At 36.4% G+C, this 19,765-nt stretch carries 16 protein-coding genes, 2 tRNA genes and 2 rRNA genes; 12 read left to right on the top strand and 8 right to left on the bottom strand.

Annotated elements, in window-relative coordinates:
* Positions 1-136 precede the first annotated feature (136 nt).
* Positions 137-3,030 (top strand): 23S ribosomal RNA (locus tag MLC44_RS11000).
* A gap of 214 nt (positions 3,031-3,244) precedes the next feature.
* Positions 3,245-3,360: ribosomal RNA gene (gene rrf, locus MLC44_RS10995) — 5S ribosomal RNA — on the top strand.
* Here rrf and aat read toward each other — a convergent pair.
* The 4 genes from aat to MLC44_RS10975 are packed head-to-tail and all read right to left on the bottom strand — an operon-like array spanning position 3,356 to position 7,767.
* Positions 3,356-4,048, bottom strand: a complete 693-nt coding sequence (gene aat, locus MLC44_RS10990) for a leucyl/phenylalanyl-tRNA--protein transferase (protein WP_434580282.1) — start codon at positions 4,046-4,048, stop codon at positions 3,356-3,358. The two genes, rrf and aat, sit on opposite strands and share 5 nt — an antisense overlap.
* A complete protein-coding gene (gene clpA, locus MLC44_RS10985) occupies positions 4,048-6,225 on the bottom strand; it encodes an ATP-dependent Clp protease ATP-binding subunit ClpA (RefSeq protein ID WP_434657357.1) in 2,178 nt (725 codons plus the stop codon). The genes aat and clpA overlap by 1 nt, the downstream gene beginning before the upstream one ends.
* 1 nt (position 6,226) lies before the next feature.
* Complete coding sequence (locus tag MLC44_RS10980; RefSeq protein ID WP_151899622.1) at positions 6,227-6,526, bottom strand: ATP-dependent Clp protease adaptor ClpS; 300 nt, start codon at positions 6,524-6,526, stop codon at positions 6,227-6,229.
* Positions 6,527-6,531: 5 nt separating this feature from the next.
* Entirely contained in the window at positions 6,532-7,767 is a 1,236-nt protein-coding gene (locus MLC44_RS10975; RefSeq protein WP_346389928.1) for an aminotransferase class I/II-fold pyridoxal phosphate-dependent enzyme, read from the bottom strand.
* Positions 7,768-7,887: 120 nt separating this feature from the next.
* Here MLC44_RS10975 and MLC44_RS10970 point away from each other — a divergent pair, with 120 nt between their 5' ends.
* From MLC44_RS10970 to MLC44_RS10945, 6 genes are all read left to right on the top strand, one after another.
* The gene (locus MLC44_RS10970; RefSeq protein ID WP_151899624.1) at positions 7,888-8,115 is read left to right on the top strand and encodes a hypothetical protein; all 228 of its coding nucleotides are present in this window, start codon (positions 7,888-7,890) and stop codon (positions 8,113-8,115) included.
* A 7-nt stretch (positions 8,116-8,122) separates the two neighbouring features.
* Positions 8,123-8,341, top strand: coding sequence for a hypothetical protein (locus MLC44_RS10965; RefSeq protein WP_151899625.1), 219 nt, complete (start codon positions 8,123-8,125; stop codon positions 8,339-8,341).
* A gap of 66 nt (positions 8,342-8,407) precedes the next feature.
* Positions 8,408-8,484, top strand: a tRNA-Arg gene (locus MLC44_RS10960).
* A gap of 176 nt (positions 8,485-8,660) precedes the next feature.
* Positions 8,661-9,017: a hypothetical protein gene (locus MLC44_RS10955; protein ID WP_434657355.1), complete on the top strand. Its 357-nt coding sequence runs from the start codon at positions 8,661-8,663 to the stop codon at positions 9,015-9,017.
* A 13-nt stretch (positions 9,018-9,030) separates the two neighbouring features.
* The gene (locus MLC44_RS10950) at positions 9,031-9,342 is read left to right on the top strand and encodes a transposase (protein ID WP_418641375.1); all 312 of its coding nucleotides are present in this window, start codon (positions 9,031-9,033) and stop codon (positions 9,340-9,342) included.
* Between the two features lie 10 nt (positions 9,343-9,352).
* A complete protein-coding gene (locus MLC44_RS10945) occupies positions 9,353-10,288 on the top strand; it encodes an IS3 family transposase (protein WP_434657353.1) in 936 nt (311 codons plus the stop codon).
* 693 nt (positions 10,289-10,981) lie between these two features.
* Here the strand turns inward: MLC44_RS10945 and MLC44_RS10940 are convergent.
* From MLC44_RS10940 to MLC44_RS10925, 4 genes are all read right to left on the bottom strand, one after another.
* Positions 10,982-12,175 carry an AAA family ATPase gene (locus tag MLC44_RS10940; RefSeq protein ID WP_434580238.1) on the bottom strand — a complete coding sequence of 398 codons (1,194 nt, stop codon included), beginning with the start codon at positions 12,173-12,175 and terminating at the stop codon, positions 10,982-10,984.
* A gap of 138 nt (positions 12,176-12,313) precedes the next feature.
* Entirely contained in the window at positions 12,314-13,435 is a 1,122-nt protein-coding gene (locus MLC44_RS10935) for an AAA family ATPase (RefSeq protein WP_434580236.1), read from the bottom strand.
* A 137-nt stretch (positions 13,436-13,572) separates the two neighbouring features.
* Complete coding sequence (locus MLC44_RS10930) at positions 13,573-14,631, bottom strand: penicillin-binding transpeptidase domain-containing protein (RefSeq protein ID WP_434657351.1); 1,059 nt, start codon at positions 14,629-14,631, stop codon at positions 13,573-13,575.
* Positions 14,632-14,855: 224 nt separating this feature from the next.
* Entirely contained in the window at positions 14,856-15,821 is a 966-nt protein-coding gene (locus tag MLC44_RS10925; protein WP_434657349.1) for a helix-turn-helix transcriptional regulator, read from the bottom strand.
* A gap of 409 nt (positions 15,822-16,230) precedes the next feature.
* Between MLC44_RS10925 and MLC44_RS10920 the strand changes: the two genes are divergently transcribed.
* The 4 genes from MLC44_RS10920 to MLC44_RS10905 all read left to right on the top strand — a co-directional run bounded on the left by MLC44_RS10920 (position 16,231) and on the right by MLC44_RS10905 (position 19,636).
* Positions 16,231-16,851: a porin family protein gene (locus tag MLC44_RS10920; RefSeq protein WP_346389837.1), complete on the top strand. Its 621-nt coding sequence runs from the start codon at positions 16,231-16,233 to the stop codon at positions 16,849-16,851.
* Positions 16,852-16,912: 61 nt separating this feature from the next.
* Positions 16,913-16,988, top strand: a tRNA-Arg gene (locus MLC44_RS10915).
* 192 nt (positions 16,989-17,180) lie between these two features.
* Entirely contained in the window at positions 17,181-18,398 is a 1,218-nt protein-coding gene (locus tag MLC44_RS10910) for a tyrosine-type recombinase/integrase (RefSeq protein ID WP_434657347.1), read from the top strand.
* A complete protein-coding gene (locus tag MLC44_RS10905) occupies positions 18,392-19,636 on the top strand; it encodes a hypothetical protein (RefSeq protein WP_434657345.1) in 1,245 nt (414 codons plus the stop codon). The genes MLC44_RS10910 and MLC44_RS10905 overlap by 7 nt, the downstream gene beginning before the upstream one ends.
* The last annotated feature ends 129 nt before the right edge of the window (positions 19,637-19,765 follow it).

The following is a 19,765-nucleotide window of genomic DNA, read 5'->3' as shown; positions in this document are numbered from 1 at the left end:
TCATTAAATTACAATTGTTAAAGTCAACAACTTTAATTATAGAGATATAATTAAAAACTAAATAACTACAATAACAGATCATTCATCTTGTTTAATGTATTCATACATTAAATAAGGTAGTGAACGCAACATAGAATAAAAAGATATTAAGGGCCATAGGTGGATGCCTTGGCTAGTAGAGGCGATGAAAGACGTACTAGGCTGCGAAAAGTCTCGGGGAGCTGCCAAGAAGCTTTGATCCGGGAATTTCTGAATGGGGCGACCCAGCACGGAGCGATTCGTGTTACCACCTTCGGGTGGGGCGAACTTGGGGAAGTGAAACATCTCAGTACCCAAAGGAAGAGAAATCAAACGAGATTCCGAGAGTAGCGGCGAGCGAAATTGGAATAGGGCGCATACATTTAGCATATTTGTTAGCAGAACATTCTGGAAAGGATGAGCATAGAGGGTGATACTCCCGTAAGCGAAAACATTTATGTGGAACTAAGGTATGGAACGAGTAGGTCGGGACACGTGTTATCTTGACTGAATATGGGGGGACCACCCTCCAACCCTAAATACTACTACTAGACCGATAGCGAACAAGTACCGTGAGGGAAAGGTGAAAAGGACCGCGGTGAGCGGAGTGAAATAGAACCTGAAACCTATGGCTTACAATCATTCGGAGCACTATTAAATAAGTGTGACGGACTGCCTTTTGCATAATGAGCCTGCGAGTTGTGGTATCTGGCAAGGTTAATCGAACGAGAAGCCGTAGCGAAAGCGAGTCTTAATAGGGCGACATAGTCAGATGCTGCAGACCCGAAACTGAGTGATCTATCCATGAGCAGGTTGAAGCTGGTGTAAGAGCCAGTGGAGGACCGAACCCGTAGAAGTTGAAAATTCTTGGGATGACTTGTGGATAGGGGTGAAAGGCCAATCAAACTCAGTGATAGCTGGTTCTCTCCGAAATATATTTAGGTATAGCCTCGAGCATTAGCGTATAGGGGTAGAGCACTGACAGGGCTAGGGCTGCTTACCGCGGTACCAAACCCTATCAAACTCCGAATACTATACGTGTAACCTCGGGAGTCAGGCGTAGGGTGATAAAATCCTATGTCGAGAGGGGAACAACCCAGACTAACAGCTAAGGTCCCAAAGTTTTATCTAAGTGGAAAAGGATGTGGAGTTGCTGTGACAACCAGGAGGTTGGCTTAGAAGCAGCCATCCTTTAAAGAAAGCGTAACAGCTCACTGGTCTAGCGATTCTGCGCCGAAAATATAACGGGGCTAAGATAAACACCGAAGCTTTAGATTTACAGTTTACTGTAAGTGGTAGGAGAGCGTTCCATTCAGCGCTGAAGGTATACCGGTAAGGAGTACTGGAGCGGATGGAAGTGAGCATGCAGGCATGAGTAGCGAGAAAAGAAGTGAGAATCTTCTTCGCCGTAAACCCAAGGTTTCCTACGCGATGCTCGTCATCGTAGGGTTAGTCGGGACCTAAGTCGAGTCCGAAAGGGGTAGACGATGGCAAATCGGTTAATATTCCGATACCGACATTACATCGTTTGAGTGATGGGGGGACGCATAGAGTTAAAGGGGGTCACTGATGGAATAGTGGCTCGAAGGACGTAGGTCGTAGCGTAGGCAAATCCGCGCTACATGAGACCGAGATCTGACAGGCTGGTCAATCTTTTCGGAGAGCGACCAGAACCCTTGATACTGTCGTGCCGAGAAAAGCCTCTAAACGAGATGTAATGTTGCCCGTACCGTAAACCGACACAGGTGGGTGAGATGAGTATTCTAAGGCGCGTGGATGAACCCTTGTTAAGGAACTCTGCAAACTAGCACCGTATCTTCGGTATAAGGTGTGCCCTAAGTGTTAGGAGATTTACTCTCCAAAGCACTGACGGGTCGCAGCAAAGAGTCCCTCCCGACTGTTTACCAAAAACACAGCACTCTGCTAACACGTAAGTGGATGTATAGGGTGTGACGCCTGCCCGGTGCTCGAAGGTTAAAAGGATTGCTTAGCTTCGCGCGAAGGCATGAATTGAAGCCCGAGTAAACGGCGGCCGTAACTATAACGGTCCTAAGGTAGCGAAATTCCTTGTCGGTTAAATACCGACCTGCATGAATGGCGTAACGAGATGGGAGCTGTCTCAACAAGGGATCCAGTGAAATTGTAGTGGAGGTGAAAATTCCTCCTACCCGCGGAAAGACGGAAAGACCCCGTGCACCTTTACTATAGCTTGACACTGCTATTGGGATATTCATGTGCAGGATAGGTGGGAGCCGTTGAATCCAGGACGCCAGTTCTGGAGGAGGCAACCTTGAGATACCACACTTGAATATTCTGATAGCTAACTCCGTACGATTATCTCGTGCGAGGACAATGTCTGGTGGGTAGTTTGACTGGGGCGGTCGCCTCCTAAAAAGTAACGGAGGCTTACAAAGTTCGGCTCAGAAGGGTTGGAAATCCTTCGTAGAGTATAATGGCATAAGCCGGACTGACTGTGAGACATACAAGTCGAGCAGAGTCGAAAGACGGTCATAGTGATCCGGTGGTTCTGTGTGGAAGGGCCATCGCTCAAAGGATAAAAGGTACGCCGGGGATAACAGGCTGATCTCCCCCAAGAGCTCACATCGACGGGGAGGTTTGGCACCTCGATGTCGGCTCATCGCATCCTGGGGCTGGAGCAGGTCCCAAGGGTATGGCTGTTCGCCATTTAAAGCGGTACGCGAGCTGGGTTCAGAACGTCGTGAGACAGTTCGGTCCCTATCTTCCGTGGGCGTAGGAACGTTGAGGAGAGCTGACCCTAGTACGAGAGGACCGGGTTGGACGTGCCACTGGTGCACCAGTTGTCCTGCCAAGGGCATAGCTGGGTAGCTACGCACGGATGAGATAACCGCTGAAAGCATCTAAGCGGGAAGCCAACTCCAAGATGAACGTTCCCTGAAGTACGCTTGAAGACTACAAGCTTGATAGGCTGGATGTGTACGCACAGCAATGTGTTTAGCTGACCAGTACTAATAGTACGTTTGTCTTTTTACCAAGTTCTTAAATGAACACAATTGCTTCACTACCTTATTTAGTGTATATATACTAATAAGAGATATGTTAGTAGTTATTTGGAACCGGTACTTTAGTGCCGGCTGTTGTTGATTTTACCAATTCTAACTTAATGAGCAATCATTAACTCACTCAACTGGTCCTTGTAAGATCAGATATAAATACATCAGTCAGATGTCTTTATATCTGATCTTGTCTAGGTGGCTATAGAGAGAGGGAAACGCCTGGCCCCATTCCGAACCCAGAAGCTAAGCCTCTCATCGCTGATAATACTGCAGGTTTCACTTGTGGAAATGTAGGTCGCTGCCTAGTTGATCAGATTTTTATCAACAATCCATTCATTTTTTACAATATCCATATTTACTTTATACAAACGTTCAAGATAATAATCTCTTGAAACTTCTTTTGCTCCTAATGATTTAAGATGTGGTGTCGGTACCTGACAGTCAATAAAATCATATCCCCATACTTTTAAATGTTTTACCAATACCGCATATGCAGCTTTTGACGCATCACTGACTTCTGCAAACATTGATTCTCCACAAAACACTTTTCCTATTGTCAATCCATACAACCCGCCTACCAGTTTGCCATCAAGATAACTTTCAACTGAGTGAGCTATACCCATGCCGTGCAAAACATTGAATGATTCTGCCAGATCTTTATTTATCCATGTACCATTTTGATCTTTTCTTGCAACAGAAGCACATTTATGCACAACTTCTTGAAATCTGCTATCAAATGTATATTCAAATTTTTTCAATTTTTTTTTCAATGAACGTCTTAGTTTAAAGTCATCAAGCTCCATAATAAGACGCGGATTCGTTGACCACCACAGTATAGGGTCTTGCTGTGAGTACCAGGGGAAAATACCATTTTGGTATGCTTTTAATAATCTAGAGGGATTTAAATCTCCTCCCCATGCTACTATACCTTCTTTGTTCGCATCATGGGGATCAGGAAAGGAGAGTGAATAATTGTCAAGCTGCGGCAAATACATTAAGCTTCTTCGTATACATTCTCTAAAGTGTCATTTTGTATTATCACTTCTACTTTTCCGCCATTTTTAAGTTTTCCGAATAAAATTTCATCACTGAGTTTATCGGTAATATTATTTTTAATATACCTTTTAAGCGGTCTGGCTCCCATTTCCGGTGAATAGGTTTTCTCAGCAATAAATTTTATAACTTTATCGGAAACAGTTACAATTATTTTTTTCTTTTTTAACTCTTTATTGAGTTCTGTTATGAATTTTTGTACAATTTTTTCGACTATTCCATGACTCAATTGCCCAAATTCTATAATAGCATCTAATCTATTTCTGAATTCCGGAGTAAAAAATGATTTTAGTTCTTCGTTTTTAGAAATAGATTCATCTTTATTGAATCCCATAACATTTCTGGCCTGAGCTCCAATATTTGATGTCATAATCAGTATAACATTCTGAAAATCGGCTTTGTAGCCATTATTGTCAGTGAGTGTTGCGCTGTCCATTATCTGTAGTAACACATTTATAAGTTCCGGATGTGCTTTTTCTATTTCATCAAGCAGTAAAACTGTATAAGGATGCTTTTTGATGGCTTCTGTAAGCAGTCCTCCCTGCTCATATCCTACATATCCAGGAGGCGCTCCTACCAAACGGCTGAGAGCATGTTTCTCCATATATTCGCTCATATCAAATTTTTCAAAATTGATCCCTAAAATTTCACTTAATGCAATTGCCAGTTCGGTTTTTCCAACACCTGTCGGTCCTGAAAACAAAAATGAAGCTATGGGTTTGTTCGGAGGTGTTAATCCTGCTTTTGATATTTTAATAGCTTTTGTCACCATCTCTACAGCTTTTTCCTGACCAATAACTCTTTGTCTGAGTTTATCTTCTAAATGTTGCAAAGATGCCGTTTCATTATGAGATATTTTTGAATTACTGATACCCACAATGGATGCTATAGTTTTTTGAATATCATTTGCGGTTACTTTTTCTTTTTTTCTTTTTTGAAGATGAAATGATGCTGCTGTTTCATCAATTAAATCTATGGCAATATCTGGTAAAAATTTGTCTGTAATGTAGCGTTTAGAGAGATCCACTGCTGTTTTTAATGCCTTGTTTGTATATTGCACAGAATGGTGTTTTTCATATTTGCCTTGAAGTCCCTTGAGAATGAGATAGCTTGTTTTTTTCGATGGTTCATTAACATCTATTTTGGAGAATCTTCTGCTGAGTGCTTTGTCTTTTTCAAACCCGTTTCTGTATTCTGCAAAAGTTGTAGCTCCCATACATTTTATTTCGCCTGATGCAAGAGCAGGCTTGAGTTGATTGGCTGCATCCATTGTTCCGCTCGTGCTTCCTGCTCCTATAAGTGTATGAATCTCATCTATAAATAAAATTGCTTTAGGTTCACGTTTGAGTTCATCCATAACACCCTTAAGGCGTTTTTCAAAGTCTCCTCTGTACTTTGTTCCTGCAAGCAATGCTCCTAAATCAAGTGCATAAAGATTGGAGTCTTTGATTATGTCAGGAACATCATTCGCTGCAATACGCAGAGCCAGTCCTTCTGCTATTGCTGTCTTTCCAACGCCTGGTTCACCTACAAGTACAGGGTTGTTTTTCTTTCTTCTGCAGAGTATCTGTGTGACTCTTTGAATTTCATTATCTCTGCCTATTACAGGGTCAATTTTTCCTTCTTTGGCTTTTTCTATAAGGTTTATTGTGTATTTTCGTAAATTAGACTCTTTTTCTTCTTCATCCTGGTCTGTGTCAGGATGTGAAATTACTTCCAATATATCCAGTTTTGTTATTTGGTATTTATTGAGCAAAGCATAGGCAAATGTATGTTTCTCTTCAAAAAGAGTTGCCAAAAGATCCCCTATATCCGCATTCGTTTGACCGGATGACTGAACATGGCGCACCATCTTATCAATCAAACGGGAAAGCGCTACGCTTTCATAAGGGTCCTGTATTATATCGGCAGGAAGTGTTTCCATATTTTTTTTGATGTATTCGCCAAGTTCTTCTTTCATTTTTGACACATTCCCGCCACATGTTTCTATAATTGATGCGCCCTCATCCGAACTTAACAAAAGGTAAAATATATGCTCAATTGTCAGGTATTCATGGTGGAGCTGTTTTGCAAATATTACAGATTTTTGAAATATATCATTGAGTGATGAGCTTATCATGTTATTCTTCCTCCATTGTGGCTTTTAGGGGAAAGCCGTTGTCTTTCGCTTTGCGACGTACTTGCTTAAGCTTTGTCTCTGCGATTTCATATGTGTAAACACCACACAAACCTCTGTTTTTTTTATGTACTTCAAGCATAATATCTTGCGCTTCTTCATATGTTTTATGAAAAATTTCCATGAGAATATCGACTACAAAATCCATAGGCGTATAATCATCATTGAGTAAAAATACAAAATATTTTTTTGGATATTTCAGTATTGTCTGTTCATCTATTTCTAAGTCTGTTTTTGTTGCCATTTTTTCTACTTTGCTGCTTGAATAAAATCATTTATAATTTCTACCGGGTTTTCAAGTCCGATAGAAATTCTAATAAGACCGTCGGTAATTCCAAGAAATTCTCTGGTTTTTTCGTCAAAATCACTGTATATAGTTGATGCCATATGCAGGGCGAGTGTTCTTGAATCGCCTATGTTTGCAGTAATTGTTGCTATTTTTGTTTTACGTAAAAAGTCGTATGCACGCTCTTTGCTTTGCATATCAATTGTCAAAAGGGTTCCGCATCCATATTGAAAATCTTCTTTATACCGTGCATGGTGAGGATGAGACTGAATACACGGATGGTTTACCGCTATACCATGTTTGGCAAGTTCCAGGGCCACTGTTTCAACACTTTTGACTATTCTTGGAAGTCGGAGTGCCAGTGTTTCGAGTCCGAGTAACGTTTGATAGCTGGCATGTGCATTTGCGCTCATTCCCAAGTCTCGTAAAGCCCGTTTTTTTGCATTAGGTATGAGAGCCGTTTTCCCCGCTCCTTTGATAAACTTTTCAAGGAATGCGTAACGTTCTGTCTTAAATTTGTCAGCATTTTCATGTATGGCGCGAAAAACCACACAACCGCCTAGTGCAGAGGAATTTCCAGAGATGATTTTCGTAGTTGAATAAACCGTGATGTCAGCACCAAGAGCCAAGGGCGAAACACTTAAGGGAGTAATAGTGTTGTCAACGATGAGCGCTACATTTGATTCATTCGCAATTGCAGCGATTCTTTTAATATCAGGAAGCCTCATATTCGGATTACCGACACTTTCTAAAAAAATTATTTTTGTATTTTTGTTTATGGCATTTTCTATGTTGTCAAATTCGTCAACATCAAAAAAGTGAGTTTTTATACCAAATCTGCTGAGAGTTTCATCAAACAGTGCGTATGTCCCGCCAAACAATCCGCCTATGCTAATGATTTCATCTCCTTGAGAAAGCAGGGACATTACGGCAAGAGATGTCGCTCCCATCCCTGAGCTTGTTGCAACAGCTCCAATACCACCATCCATCTCTGCCATGATTGATTCAAGTTTTGCTGTTGTTGGGTTGCCCATTCTTGAATAGAGAGGCTTTTTTACACTGCCATTGAAAATCCCTTCTGCTGTTTCCGGACTTCCATAAGAAAAAGAAGCTGAGGATACTATACTCGGAGAGACCGCTCCTTCTTTACTTCCGATACTTTGTACAAATTTTGTGCAGTAGTCTTCAAATTTATTCATATTTCATGCCTTTTAATTATCTATAAATTATAGCAAATTAGAGATAATATTTATCCTATGTACTTTAATTATGTTAGAATTCTAAAGAAGAAATTTATTAATTAATATTAGGAAACGCAAATGGATAATCAAACAGCTTTGAATAAACTCAGTGAAAAAGTTTCAAGTATTCTTGAAAAATATCATACGCTCATAGATGAAAATGAGAAGATGCGAAATGAAATCGTGACACTCAAAGCAGATTGTGCATTGAAAAATCAGGAAATTGAAAGACTGCATGAAGAAAATGCTCAAAAAGATATAGAAATAGAAGAAATTGTAAATAAAATCGAAAGTATTTTAGGTTAATAATATAATGAGTAAAAAAATTGGACTACATATCGGAGGCCGCAGATTTGATGTTGATGTGGAAGATAAATTTGCCAATTTTTTACAGAAACAGATGATGAAAGATTTTAACATGGAAGGAAACAATGATATTAAAGTTTTACTCCAGGCATATGTACGAAAAAACCATGAATTGTATTTGCAAAATCAAAAAGTAGAAGAAATATTAGTAAAAATTGAAGATTAGACACTGTTTTATAATTATATAAGTTATAAGTGATATAATTTCAGCCTCTCAATCAGAGAATGGTGTGCGCTCGTAGCTCAGCTGGATAGAGCACTGGTTTGCGGTACCAGCGGTCACATGTTCGAATCATGTCGGGCGCACCATACTTAAACTTCCTCACCTATTTAACCAATAAATTTTAATGGTATGTTATTCAGTATAACTCTTCTCAAATAAAAATAACACTTGATGTCAGAATTGGCATAAGAATTTATTAATTGACAAAACTTGTCCATCTAATTTCCTATAATCCTTACACTTCAAAAAAAGGAACAAGAAGATGAAAAAAATAATAATAGGTGCAGTTTTGGCATCAACAATGGCATTGGCAGGTAGTTACACTTTAGCTCCAGATGGTAGTTATGTTAGCGGGGATACTGCAACTTTAGCTCCTGACGGCACATATGTAGGCGGTAATAGTGCAACACTAACTCCAAATGGTTCTTATGTAGGGGGTTCGAGCAGTACTATGACGCCAAATGGTAATTATGTAGGTGGATCAACAAGCACTTTGGCCCCTGATCGCTCTTATGTTGGTGGTAACACTGCAACTTTGGCGCCTGACGGTTTGATACGGCTACACTTATTCATACTCAGAACATTTAGCAATTCTGAGATAAAATATCACTATGAATAAGGATAAGAAGAAGATGAAAAACAGTAAATACACAAGAGAATTTAGAGATTCAAGCGTACAGTTGGTCATGAATTCAAACGAATCAACAGCAAAGATTGCAAAAGATTTGGATGTAAACGAAAAAACGCTTTATAACTGGGTAAGAGAGTACAAGAAAGCCAACAATATTCCCATAGAATCCAGAGGAGGATTTTCAACTAATCAGAGTATCAAAGAGACAACTGAGGAAGAGAATAAACGCCTGCGTGCCGAGAACAAACTCCTTAAGCAGGAGCGTGACATTCTAAAAAAGGCAACAGCATATTTCGCCAAAGAAACTCTGTGAAGTATGTGCCGTGAGCGAAGCGAGGAAATGCCCTTGGGGTGCATGGATGCGAGAACACTCAAACGAGTTTCAAATAGCAGTGATGTGTAGGGTACTTCAAGTCGATAAAGCAAGTTATTACCACTGGATCAAGCAAGGTTGCAAATTGCAACAGGTAGATGAGAAGCTCAATGAACTTATTGAGATTATCTTCATGCAGGGTAGAGAAAATTACGGTACACGGCGTATTAAGGATAAGTTAGTGCAAAGATATGGCTTTATCGTTTCTCGTCGTCGTATAGGGCGTATAATGCGTGAGTTAGGACTTGTTGCAAAAACGAAAAAACGCTATAGAATCAATACGACAAACTCAAATCACAACTTGCCTGTTGCGCCCAATATATTAAACAGAGATTTCTATGCAACTTATCCTGATGAGAAATATGTTGGAGATATAACCTATATTCCAACAAATGAAGGATGGCTCTATTTAGCTACTGTCATAGATTTATACTCCCGTCGCATCGTTGGCTGGTCGATGGATGATACAATGAAAGTATCACTTGTGAATGACGCTTTAAATATGGCACTTATTGCAAGAAAGCCTCAAAAAGGTTTGATCTGGCACACTGATCGTGGTAGCCAATACGCTTCATATACTCACAAGGATTTATTACAACAGCATGGAATCGTTCAAAGTATGTCACGCAAAGGGAACTGTTGGGATTGTGCCCTGAACGAAGTGAGGAAATGCCCTTGGGGTGCAGTAGCTGAGAGCTTTTTTCATACTTTGAAAACTGAACTCATTTACCATGAGATTTTTGAGACAAAAGCTCAGGCTAATCAAGCTATATTCGAGTATATCGAAGTTTATTATAACCGACAAAGAATGCACTCTGCAAATGGTAATTTATCACCTGTTGAGTTTGAAGAAAAAATGATGTTACAAGTTGAAACAGCAGCTTAGAATCTTTATGGATAAGTATGAAATAGGGTTGACACATCAATGTGATTATACTATTTTTTTAAGCATTTCTTTTATATCTTCATAACTCTCTAAGGCTGAAGCTCTTCCAACTTCAGGATTCATACCGGCACCTTTACCATCCGTTATATTCTTACCGATTTGGAGCTTATGTTTGGCATTTGAATGAACTAGGAGTCTGTGTTGATGACTATTATTTAAGTATCTAACTAATATGACTTTGTTAAATATAGTTTTCTTCCTTTTTTTATTTTGTGGTAGTATAGAATTTTAGATGGTCATATTTTGTCAATTTTTAATTATTTTGAGAGTATCGTATATAATGTGTTCTGTACTCTCCTTCGGTAACATTAAAAAGAGCTTCATTCCAAAATTTAAATCTGAAGTGCAATTTTTTTAGAATTTGAAAATAAAAAGTTGTAAACTTAGATTTGAAGAGGTTAAATGTTAAAATCTTACTTCAAATTCTAACCACAGAATATAGGAGAAGTAAAGATGAGTTATAAACATTTAACCATAGAAGAACGATACCAAATATAAGCTTATAAAGAGGTAGATTTTTCTAAAAGTGAAATTGCTAAAAAATTAAAAGTACATCGTATTGTTTTAGAAATAATATGAAAAATGTTAGACTTATTTTGTCTATAAATTATCTTTTATAGATTAAAGAGCATCTTAGTATAAAAACCCAAACAACCATATGGGCACTCTGTTTCCACTACCCACTTCTATATCATCGGCTACGATAAAAGAGTTTGGTATATCCTTTATCTGTTTGTATTTTTTGTTTTTACCACCCACTTCCAAAGTGTATTTTTCATCTACAAGCAAATCACCTTTTTTTGCTGCTTGGATGGTGTGAGCTTGGCTCAACATACTTGCGACAAAAACCTCTCTGAGTGTGCCTGTGTTGTTATGGCTGCAGTAGGCATAATGTAAGTTTGTATTGTTTAGGTAGATTTTATCTGGTTTGACAAAGATGTTATCCCCTTTTGATGCAGGTTTTAAAGTGGTAAATATTTTTGCACGACTGAGATACTCTATAAACCTGTAAAGCCCTTTGTAGTTGTCTTTCATATCCATTTTTGCTAAAAGCTCTTTGATGTTTGGAGTGTATGGGTGTGATTCACAGAGGAGTCGTACTAATTTTTTTAGATTTTGTACACTGCTGTAATCTATAGGAAAAATGGAAGGGATGTCCACTTCTATAACGGTATTTATTGTCTCATTGAGTCTGATGAGATAATCCTCTTTATCTTCAAAGTAAAAGGGATAGTAGCCACTTTTGATATACTCTCTAAAAAGTAGTGTGAGATTGAATTTTTGTAAAAGTTTGTACGCTATATCTATATGATTTGTCAAAATATCTTCAAGTGCAAACGCGGGGAGTTCGATGCCTTTTTCTAGCTCTACAAACTCTCTAAAACTTAAACCATACACACTGTAAAGTCTTGCCCGTCTGCTAAGGTCTGCTTTTGCATTATTTATACTTAATGCACTGCTTCCACTAAAGATAACTTTGAGACTTAACAAGTCATAAATCTTTTTTAACTCTATCTCAAAGTTTTTATATTTGTGTATCTCATCGATGATGAGCACTTCACCTTCCTCTTTACTAAAAGAGTTGGCTACTTCAAACAGGGATGGAATGGTTATGATATCTGCACTGATGTAGAGTTTTTTAGAAAATGGCAAATCAAGCTCTTTGAGGTACTGCAAGAGGTAAGTAGTCTTCCCAACCCCTCTAGCCCCTACAATACCGACAAGCTTTTTATCAAGATTTATAGTTTTATGAAAATATCTTTTGTATGTGAAGTTGTTATTTTCAAAAAGTTTTCGCTGATACTCTCTAAGTTCATCCAACTGCATCTGAGAACCTTTTTTTGTTTTATTGTATCTAAATTGGACTTATAAACCTAATTTTGTTATATTTTTTTGGAAATGTTTATCTAAATCAATCTCATATATTTCTTTTAATAATGCTATTTCTTCTTTCATTTTACTCTTTCAACCTATCGTTTCTAACCAATACTTCATAAATGGATCTACAAGGTAGTACCTGTCATCTTTTTTATCGCATATATCTTTTTTTAAAAGTGCTTCAAGTGTACTTTTTAGTGTTGTTGCACTGAAATTAAACTCTTGCAGATGATCGTTGCTATAGAGATTAAGCCCATCAACATGAACGATGTATTTTAATGTATTTTTTTGATTTGGAGTTAAACTTGACCAGATAAAACTATATAAATCATACTCTCTTTGTATGATCAGCTCTAAACTCTGTTTTAAAATATCATCATCTGCATTTTGAGATGTTTTTTCCCATATCATCGACATTATCTGTTGCATATAGTATGGAAAACCATCTGTTATATCAAAGACTTGTTTTATGTATCTTTTTTCTATCTCTTTGTTAGTCTGTTTAAATTTATTCTCAATAAAAACTATCCACTCATCTAATTTTATCTGCTCTATATGAAAATGTTTTACAGATTTGTAAAAGGCTCTTGAATTGTCGCTAAACATCTGGTTCAGTATGGACTTTTTGCTACCACTAAATATATACGAAACTTCTCTTGAGTGTGATTGTAAGATGGTTCTTAGCTTTTTTTCAAACTTTAATTGCTCTATCTCTTGAAATTCATCAAAGATTACTACTACTTTTTTATTAAACTTTTTAGCATATATTGATGGTAAGTTCAAAACATCTTCTAAAGTTTGATTTTGCTCTTTTTTACTAATTGAAAGAGAGTAGGAGATATTACCCGTCTCATTTATACTCATAGTAACATTTGGTCTTATGTTTAATACCTCTTTTATATTTCGTAAAGCTTTTTGGGTGTTGTTTTCAAAACTATTGATTATGAGATTAAAATATTTTTGTATAAACTCATCTATGCTCGATACACTAAAAAGGTCTATAAAAATAACCTTATAATCTTTTTGCTTATCTAATTTATGTTTCAATTTTTTTAGAAGCGATGTTTTACCAAATCTTCTTGGAGCATAAAGTAAAAGATTTTGCCCACTAGATACATCTTGTGCTAACTCCTGCAACTCTTGAACTCTATTGCAAAAATCATCATCATATACTTCATTCCCATAGTAAAATGGATTGGGTGTTTTCATATTAGACCTTTTAATATTATAGTAATTAGTATTATACCTTTTAGTATAATTTAAGTCAAATAAAAAGTTTTCTTTGATACTCTCTAAGTTTATCTAACGTATCTGAAAATTTATGATTCAGATACCCATTTTTTTTATTAAATCAATATCTCTTGCACTAAAATATTCAAAACATCCTTAAATACAACAACAGCAGTCTCAGATGCATACTGACTTGTTTGAGGTTCTTGAACCAGTACGGCTATTGTATAACGTTTTTTATTTCCATTAACAAATCCGACAAAGGAGCAATTGTACTCTTTGATGTATCGCCCATTTTTCACAACATGAGCAGTACCAGTCTTTCCGCCTATCTCTAAGCCTTGCGCCTTTGCATTTTTACCTGTACCTTTTTCTACTGTCTCTATCAAAATCTTCTTTATTGCATTGGCAGTTTTGGTATCTATCACTTTTTGAGGTTTTTGTGCTGCGCTATTGGCAACTATTCTAGGTTTTATGAGTATGCCATCATTGTTAAAAACATTGTAGGCTTGCAGGAGTTGCAGAAGATTAACTTTTACTCCATATCCATAACTGGTAGTCGCTTTATAGATTTCATATTTCAAACGCTTACTATCAGGAATAAAACCACCGTTTTCACCACGCAATCCATCTACGGAATGTTGTGTAAAACCAAACTTTACAAGCCCGTCGTGATAATCTTGTGCGGGCAACTTCTGTGCTATTTGTACTATACCTATATTTGAAGAGTATATCACTACATTTGCAGCACTCAGCCAATCAAATGGATAATGGTCAGTTATAGTTCTTCCTTTGAATTGATAACGCCCCTGATGTCCATTAATAAGATCATCTGGAGTAATAAGTTTTTTCTCTAATGCCAAAGAAAATACAATCGGTGCCAGAACAAACCCAGGTTCATATGTGAGATTTGCTATGCGATTTTTTGGAAAATCTTTCACTACATCACTGTTAGAATCAGCCAGACTAAGAATCTTTCCTGTTTTTGAATCCATAACAGCTACTGCAACAGCCTTTGCCTGAAACCTCTTTTTCATAGATTGTGTGAGAGATTGCAGTTGTTTTTGCAGTGAGGCATCAAGTGTGAGTGGTATCACTTTTGTAACAGTTACATTCTCTCTTGCGCTAATAATAGAAGCCAAGAGTAAAAGTAGAACGAATATATTTTTTTGCATAGTGAAAATCCTTTTTTAAATTTTGTTCGTATTTATAGCTTAAAATGGATTTTCATCATCCATATCCATATCTTAGAACCTTTGAGAATATCTTATTTCTATATCTCTTGAGAGATTTCCCACCAATATGATTTTGTTGTACATTTTGATTCCTTCATCAGTTTGCGATATATTACTCTTTGCTATGGACAGATATTGTCAATGAATAAAACTATTGTGAAATATTATAACAAATATGCTCTTACATCAGTTTCAATCTTCTCTCTTAAAGAATCAGGCGAAACAACTTTCATATGAGGAATCCACTTTTTTACAAGATCTTCTATCTCCATTGCCTGTGTGACTGTAAATGAGAACAATATACTTCCATCATTCTTTTGCTCTATAATCTTTTGAGAAGGTAAAAATTGTTTCATCTTGAAATATTTTGCTTTCTTTGGGCTTACTTCTACCACTACCTCTATAAGGTGTCTTCTAAAAGATGGCGTATATTTGGGGTAGGGGGTTTGTATGGTTTTTACAAAGTCAACTATATCCGGATTATGATGAAATGTTTTTTTATGAAGCACAATATCTGTAATATTTGTAACTCTAAAAATACTAAAAGGATATGCCTCATTTGCATTCTCACCCACAAGATAAAAGTTTTCATTGATAAAGAGAATTTTATAAGGTTTGAGTTCATAACTGCTCTCTCCTTTTGCTTCTTGTTGTGTGATGGTGATATATTGCTTGTATGTGATTGCTCTCTCCATCTCACGCAGAAGCTTGACATCCTGTTTCTTTGTTTCAAAAGGTTTTGTGACAAATTCATAACATTCTTTTGATTTTTTGATTTTTGTATTGATAATTTTCTTATCATTCTCATCTATATTTAAACTCTCTAAAATATTGTTTCTTTGTGCAATATTAAACGTCTGTACCATTAAAGCTAAGGTGTCTTGGTCTAAAAAGTTGTTAAAGATCTCTTTAGTTATCGCTTTATAACATCCCTTTTCACCCTTGCCACCGCGAATAAGATCAAAACTCTCAGGAAAATACTCTTTGATTACATCAAGATCTCTACGGATTGTTTTTTCACTTTTTCCAAACCACATTGCATCGTTTTGTAAAACATCAATACAAACTTTTTCTCCACTGTTAAATCTTTTTAAAAGTTCTAAAACTCTCGCTGTTTGATTGGTTGTCATAACACACCTTCAAATTGTTTTAGAAAATTATAACCTTATTTTTGGTCATATTTTGTCTAATGGTGATATGAGTAAGATTAAACCCAGAAAAAACTATATCTTTTTCTGAAAAAATAAAAAAGAATTACTTCAATGAAGCTCTATAATAAGGTATTTTATTTCATTGCTGGTCATGGTAGGGGGGGTGGGTATATTCTCCAAGTTATTTATTTGAAAATTAATTCTTGCCAAGCATCAGGAATGTCTAATAAAACATCTTTAATGCTTCTTAGACTGCATCCGTTAAGAATCTGTTTGGAGTAACCTTGTTTTTGCATTGATTTTCGTAATGTATCCATATCAACTTGGCGGATAAGCTTTATTTCTATAAAAAAAGATTACAATACGTTTATAATTCTAAGGAGAAACAATGAAAATACGAAATCTTTTATGTCTGAGTGGAATGCTTCTGCTTTCAACAACACTCTTTGCCGGCGAAGTTCCTGAGGAAGCGGATGCTTCTCGCGCACATATTGAGGCAAAACACCATGAAGAAGGAAACCTTTATATCGTTGCCAAAGGACTGTTGAGTTTAGGTGACAATTATACGGAAGAAGCAAAAGGCACAGAACCTGAAGCGATTTTAAAAGGTGACACCGGACAGGGTTTCGGAATTGATTTGGGATATAGACTGGGCTATGGTTTTGCTACAGAATTTGATTTTTCATACACACATACTACGGTTACAAAATCTGTTGTTGGTGAGGCAGATGTAAGTGCGGGAGCAGATTATTACAGTTACGGTATAGATTTGCTGTACGGATATCATGTAAATGAGGAAATTGTTCTTTTTGGAAAAGCAGGATGGGAAATTGAGAAAGAAAAAATCAGTGCTTTTGGTATTGACGGAACCAATGACGGATTTACCTATGCTGCCGGAATGGAATACGGTCTCTCTTCGCATTGGGCACTCATAGGAGAGTATGAAGGCTCTTTAATAGACGGTCCGCGCGGAAATAACATTTTTGCCGGTGTCAGTTATACTTTTTAAAACATTCAGACAGTATCTGTGAGCAGAATCTTTCTGCTCATATAAAAAAATACTGTTTCTTCTCCTTATCGCTTAACTGGATAAAGCAGTCCCCTCCTAAGGGATAGCTCGTGGTTCGAGTCCACGTAGGGAGACCACTACTCAATTCAACAAAATCTAATAAAGACTTTTAATCCCTAAATAACGAACTTTAAAGCACTTCTTTAGTCTAACTTAATCTAAGATAGAGTATAATCATCTAAACATTTTAGGGGCTTGTTTGGGGGCTTAATACTTTTTGGCTCTTATGGTAGAAATAAATAAGCCCCTAAAACTATTAAAGGTTATTAATGGCACGGACTACGACAACACTCACAGCTACACAAATTAAACAGGCAAAGCCAGAAGCTAAAGATTATAAATTATCAGACGGTGGGGGTTTATATCTTCTTGTAACAAAAGCTGGAGGTAAACACTGGAAGCTCAAATATAGATTTGAAGGTAAAGAAAGCAAAATTTCTTTAGGTGCATATCCTGAAATTACATTGTCAAAAGCAAGAGAACTAAGAGAACGATACAAAGCAGACATCGCAAACGGCATTAATCCAAATGAAGTAAAAAAAGAGAAAAAAGCCAAACTTAAAGAAGACAAGAGTAAAAAACAAAATACGCTTAACAAGGTAGTAGATGATTTTTTTATTCAAATAGTGGAAAGTGTTACACCTAAGTATCATAAGAAATTAAAAAGCTATTATGATAATCATGTTAAAGACCATCTAGGGACAAAACCTATTAAAGAGATACAAAGGGCTGATATTTTATCTATCGTTGATACTATGCAAGATAAAGGTATATTTGAAAGCACTAAAAAAACTATTAATCTTTTAGAAAGAATTTATAAATATGCAGTATCAAGAGAGTATGTGGAGCATAATATAATTGCAGATTTCGATAAAAAAGTAGTTATTAAAAAAAGAGCAGTAAAACATCACGCAACATTAACAGATGATAAAAGTATTAAAATACTCCTGCAATCTATAAATAATTATCAAGGAGAAGTAGTCACAAAATACGCTTTAAAAATCATTCCATATTTAGCCCTAAGACCAATAGAGTTGAGGTCATTGCGATGGGAGTATATCAATTTCAAAGATAATCTTATAGTAATACCTGCTGATAAGATGAAGATGAGAAGGGAACATTTAGTGCCTATGACCTCGACCGTTAAAAAGATGATACAAGAGTTGAAAAAATATACGGGTGACAAGCCATATTTATTTGCAAATACAGTTTATAAAGATAGATACATGAGCGAGAACACAATAAATGTAGCATTAAGACGAATGGGATTTGGTAAAGATGAAATAGTGTCACATGGTTTTAGGGCAATGTTTAGCACAATAGCAAACGAAAAAAGTCATTTTAGTCGTGATGTGATCGACACTCAATTAGCTCATAGTGTGGGTAACAGTGTAAGCCAAGCTTATAACCGAGCTAAGTATCTTGACGAGCGTGTAAAACTGATGCAGTGGTGGAGTGATTATTTAGAGGAGTTACAAAAATGTTAAGCCTTGAATATTTAAATGACGAAAGATTCAAACAAGAAATAGCTACATATGCACAGAGTATAAAATATTTAGATATACATAAGATTAAATATGCTGATTGGTCTGATAGGCGTAGATTCGACGGCAACATATCTTTTGATGAAATAGCATTATATCTGCTCTCTATTGGAGAATACGATAATCAGGAAAAGATAGCACACCTTAAAGAAGCACACCAGAAAACTATCCGAGGACGAATAGATAAGTATTTAAAACAATTTCCAATATATTATGAAAAGAAAAGAGTTGAAGAGCTGATTAATTCGGAAGATTTTAAAGAGTATAAAAGAACTTTTCGACAAAATAGTGATAGGGTTGATTGGTTGGATGAAGTTGATAACTTTAATGACTATATTAACTACCGCGGGAAAAAAGATAGCAATATAGAGATTACAGCAGATGAGCTTCAAGATATAAAATATATGGCATACACACTTTACAGACTAGAATGTGTCGGAATAGATGCAAATACTTATAATAGTAAAGTAACAAAATATCTTGATTTTATAAAAAAGGGATCTGAAGAGTTTGGTCTTCTTATTTCTGATGATATACCATTCTCTAACCCTAGAAAACTATCTGTACTGATGGATGCTAAATTAACTAAAGCAGGATTATCGAATAAACAACGCACTACATTCTATAGAGACTTTAATATTCGTGATAGAATCCCTGACCAAAAACTTGTAAGACAAAGAGTATATGATGACATGGTGCGTGATTTAGGAGATAAGTTCAGAACATTACCTAAAGAAGATCAAACTGCGGCACAATATCTGCATCCAGAAATAGAAAGTTTATTTGTACTGGACGATGAAGATGCATTAATGAAGTATGAAAACCATATTTTTAGCTCAGAATACTATGCAATATTAGAAGAATATAGTTTAAAAGAGTTCCCTTTTGAAGCTATAGACCCTCATTATGCCATAAATACTGAAAATAATTTAACTGAAAACCCATGGGAAATTAATGGACTTGACTACAATAACAAAGAATATCTACTTAACAAGAAAATTGAACATGCAGATACAATAAATTCTATAGAAAAGTTAGACCAAACTAAATATGCTCTATTAAGACATGAACATATATCACTTGATTATACAAAGTATAAAGAGATTGAAGAAAAATATCAGCAAGAGGTTGAAGATGAAATTGCTGATATTTGCGATGACTCCCACCTTTTAAACCCATAAAATATACTTCAAATAAAACATCATTTATTGCATTGAAATTAATGCGATAAATCCATTTACAAGAATTATGTAACCCTATAAAATTCCCCTTGTAAGTCCAATAAGACGTTGTTGGATTCAGCACAAGGC

Origin of the sequence: Sulfurimonas sp. NW9, from assembly GCF_051132275.1 — a bacterium.
Classification (GTDB): Bacteria; Campylobacterota; Campylobacteria; order Campylobacterales; family Sulfurimonadaceae; genus Sulfurimonas; species Sulfurimonas hydrogeniphila.
This window is presented reverse-complemented; position numbering and strand designations above follow the sequence as displayed.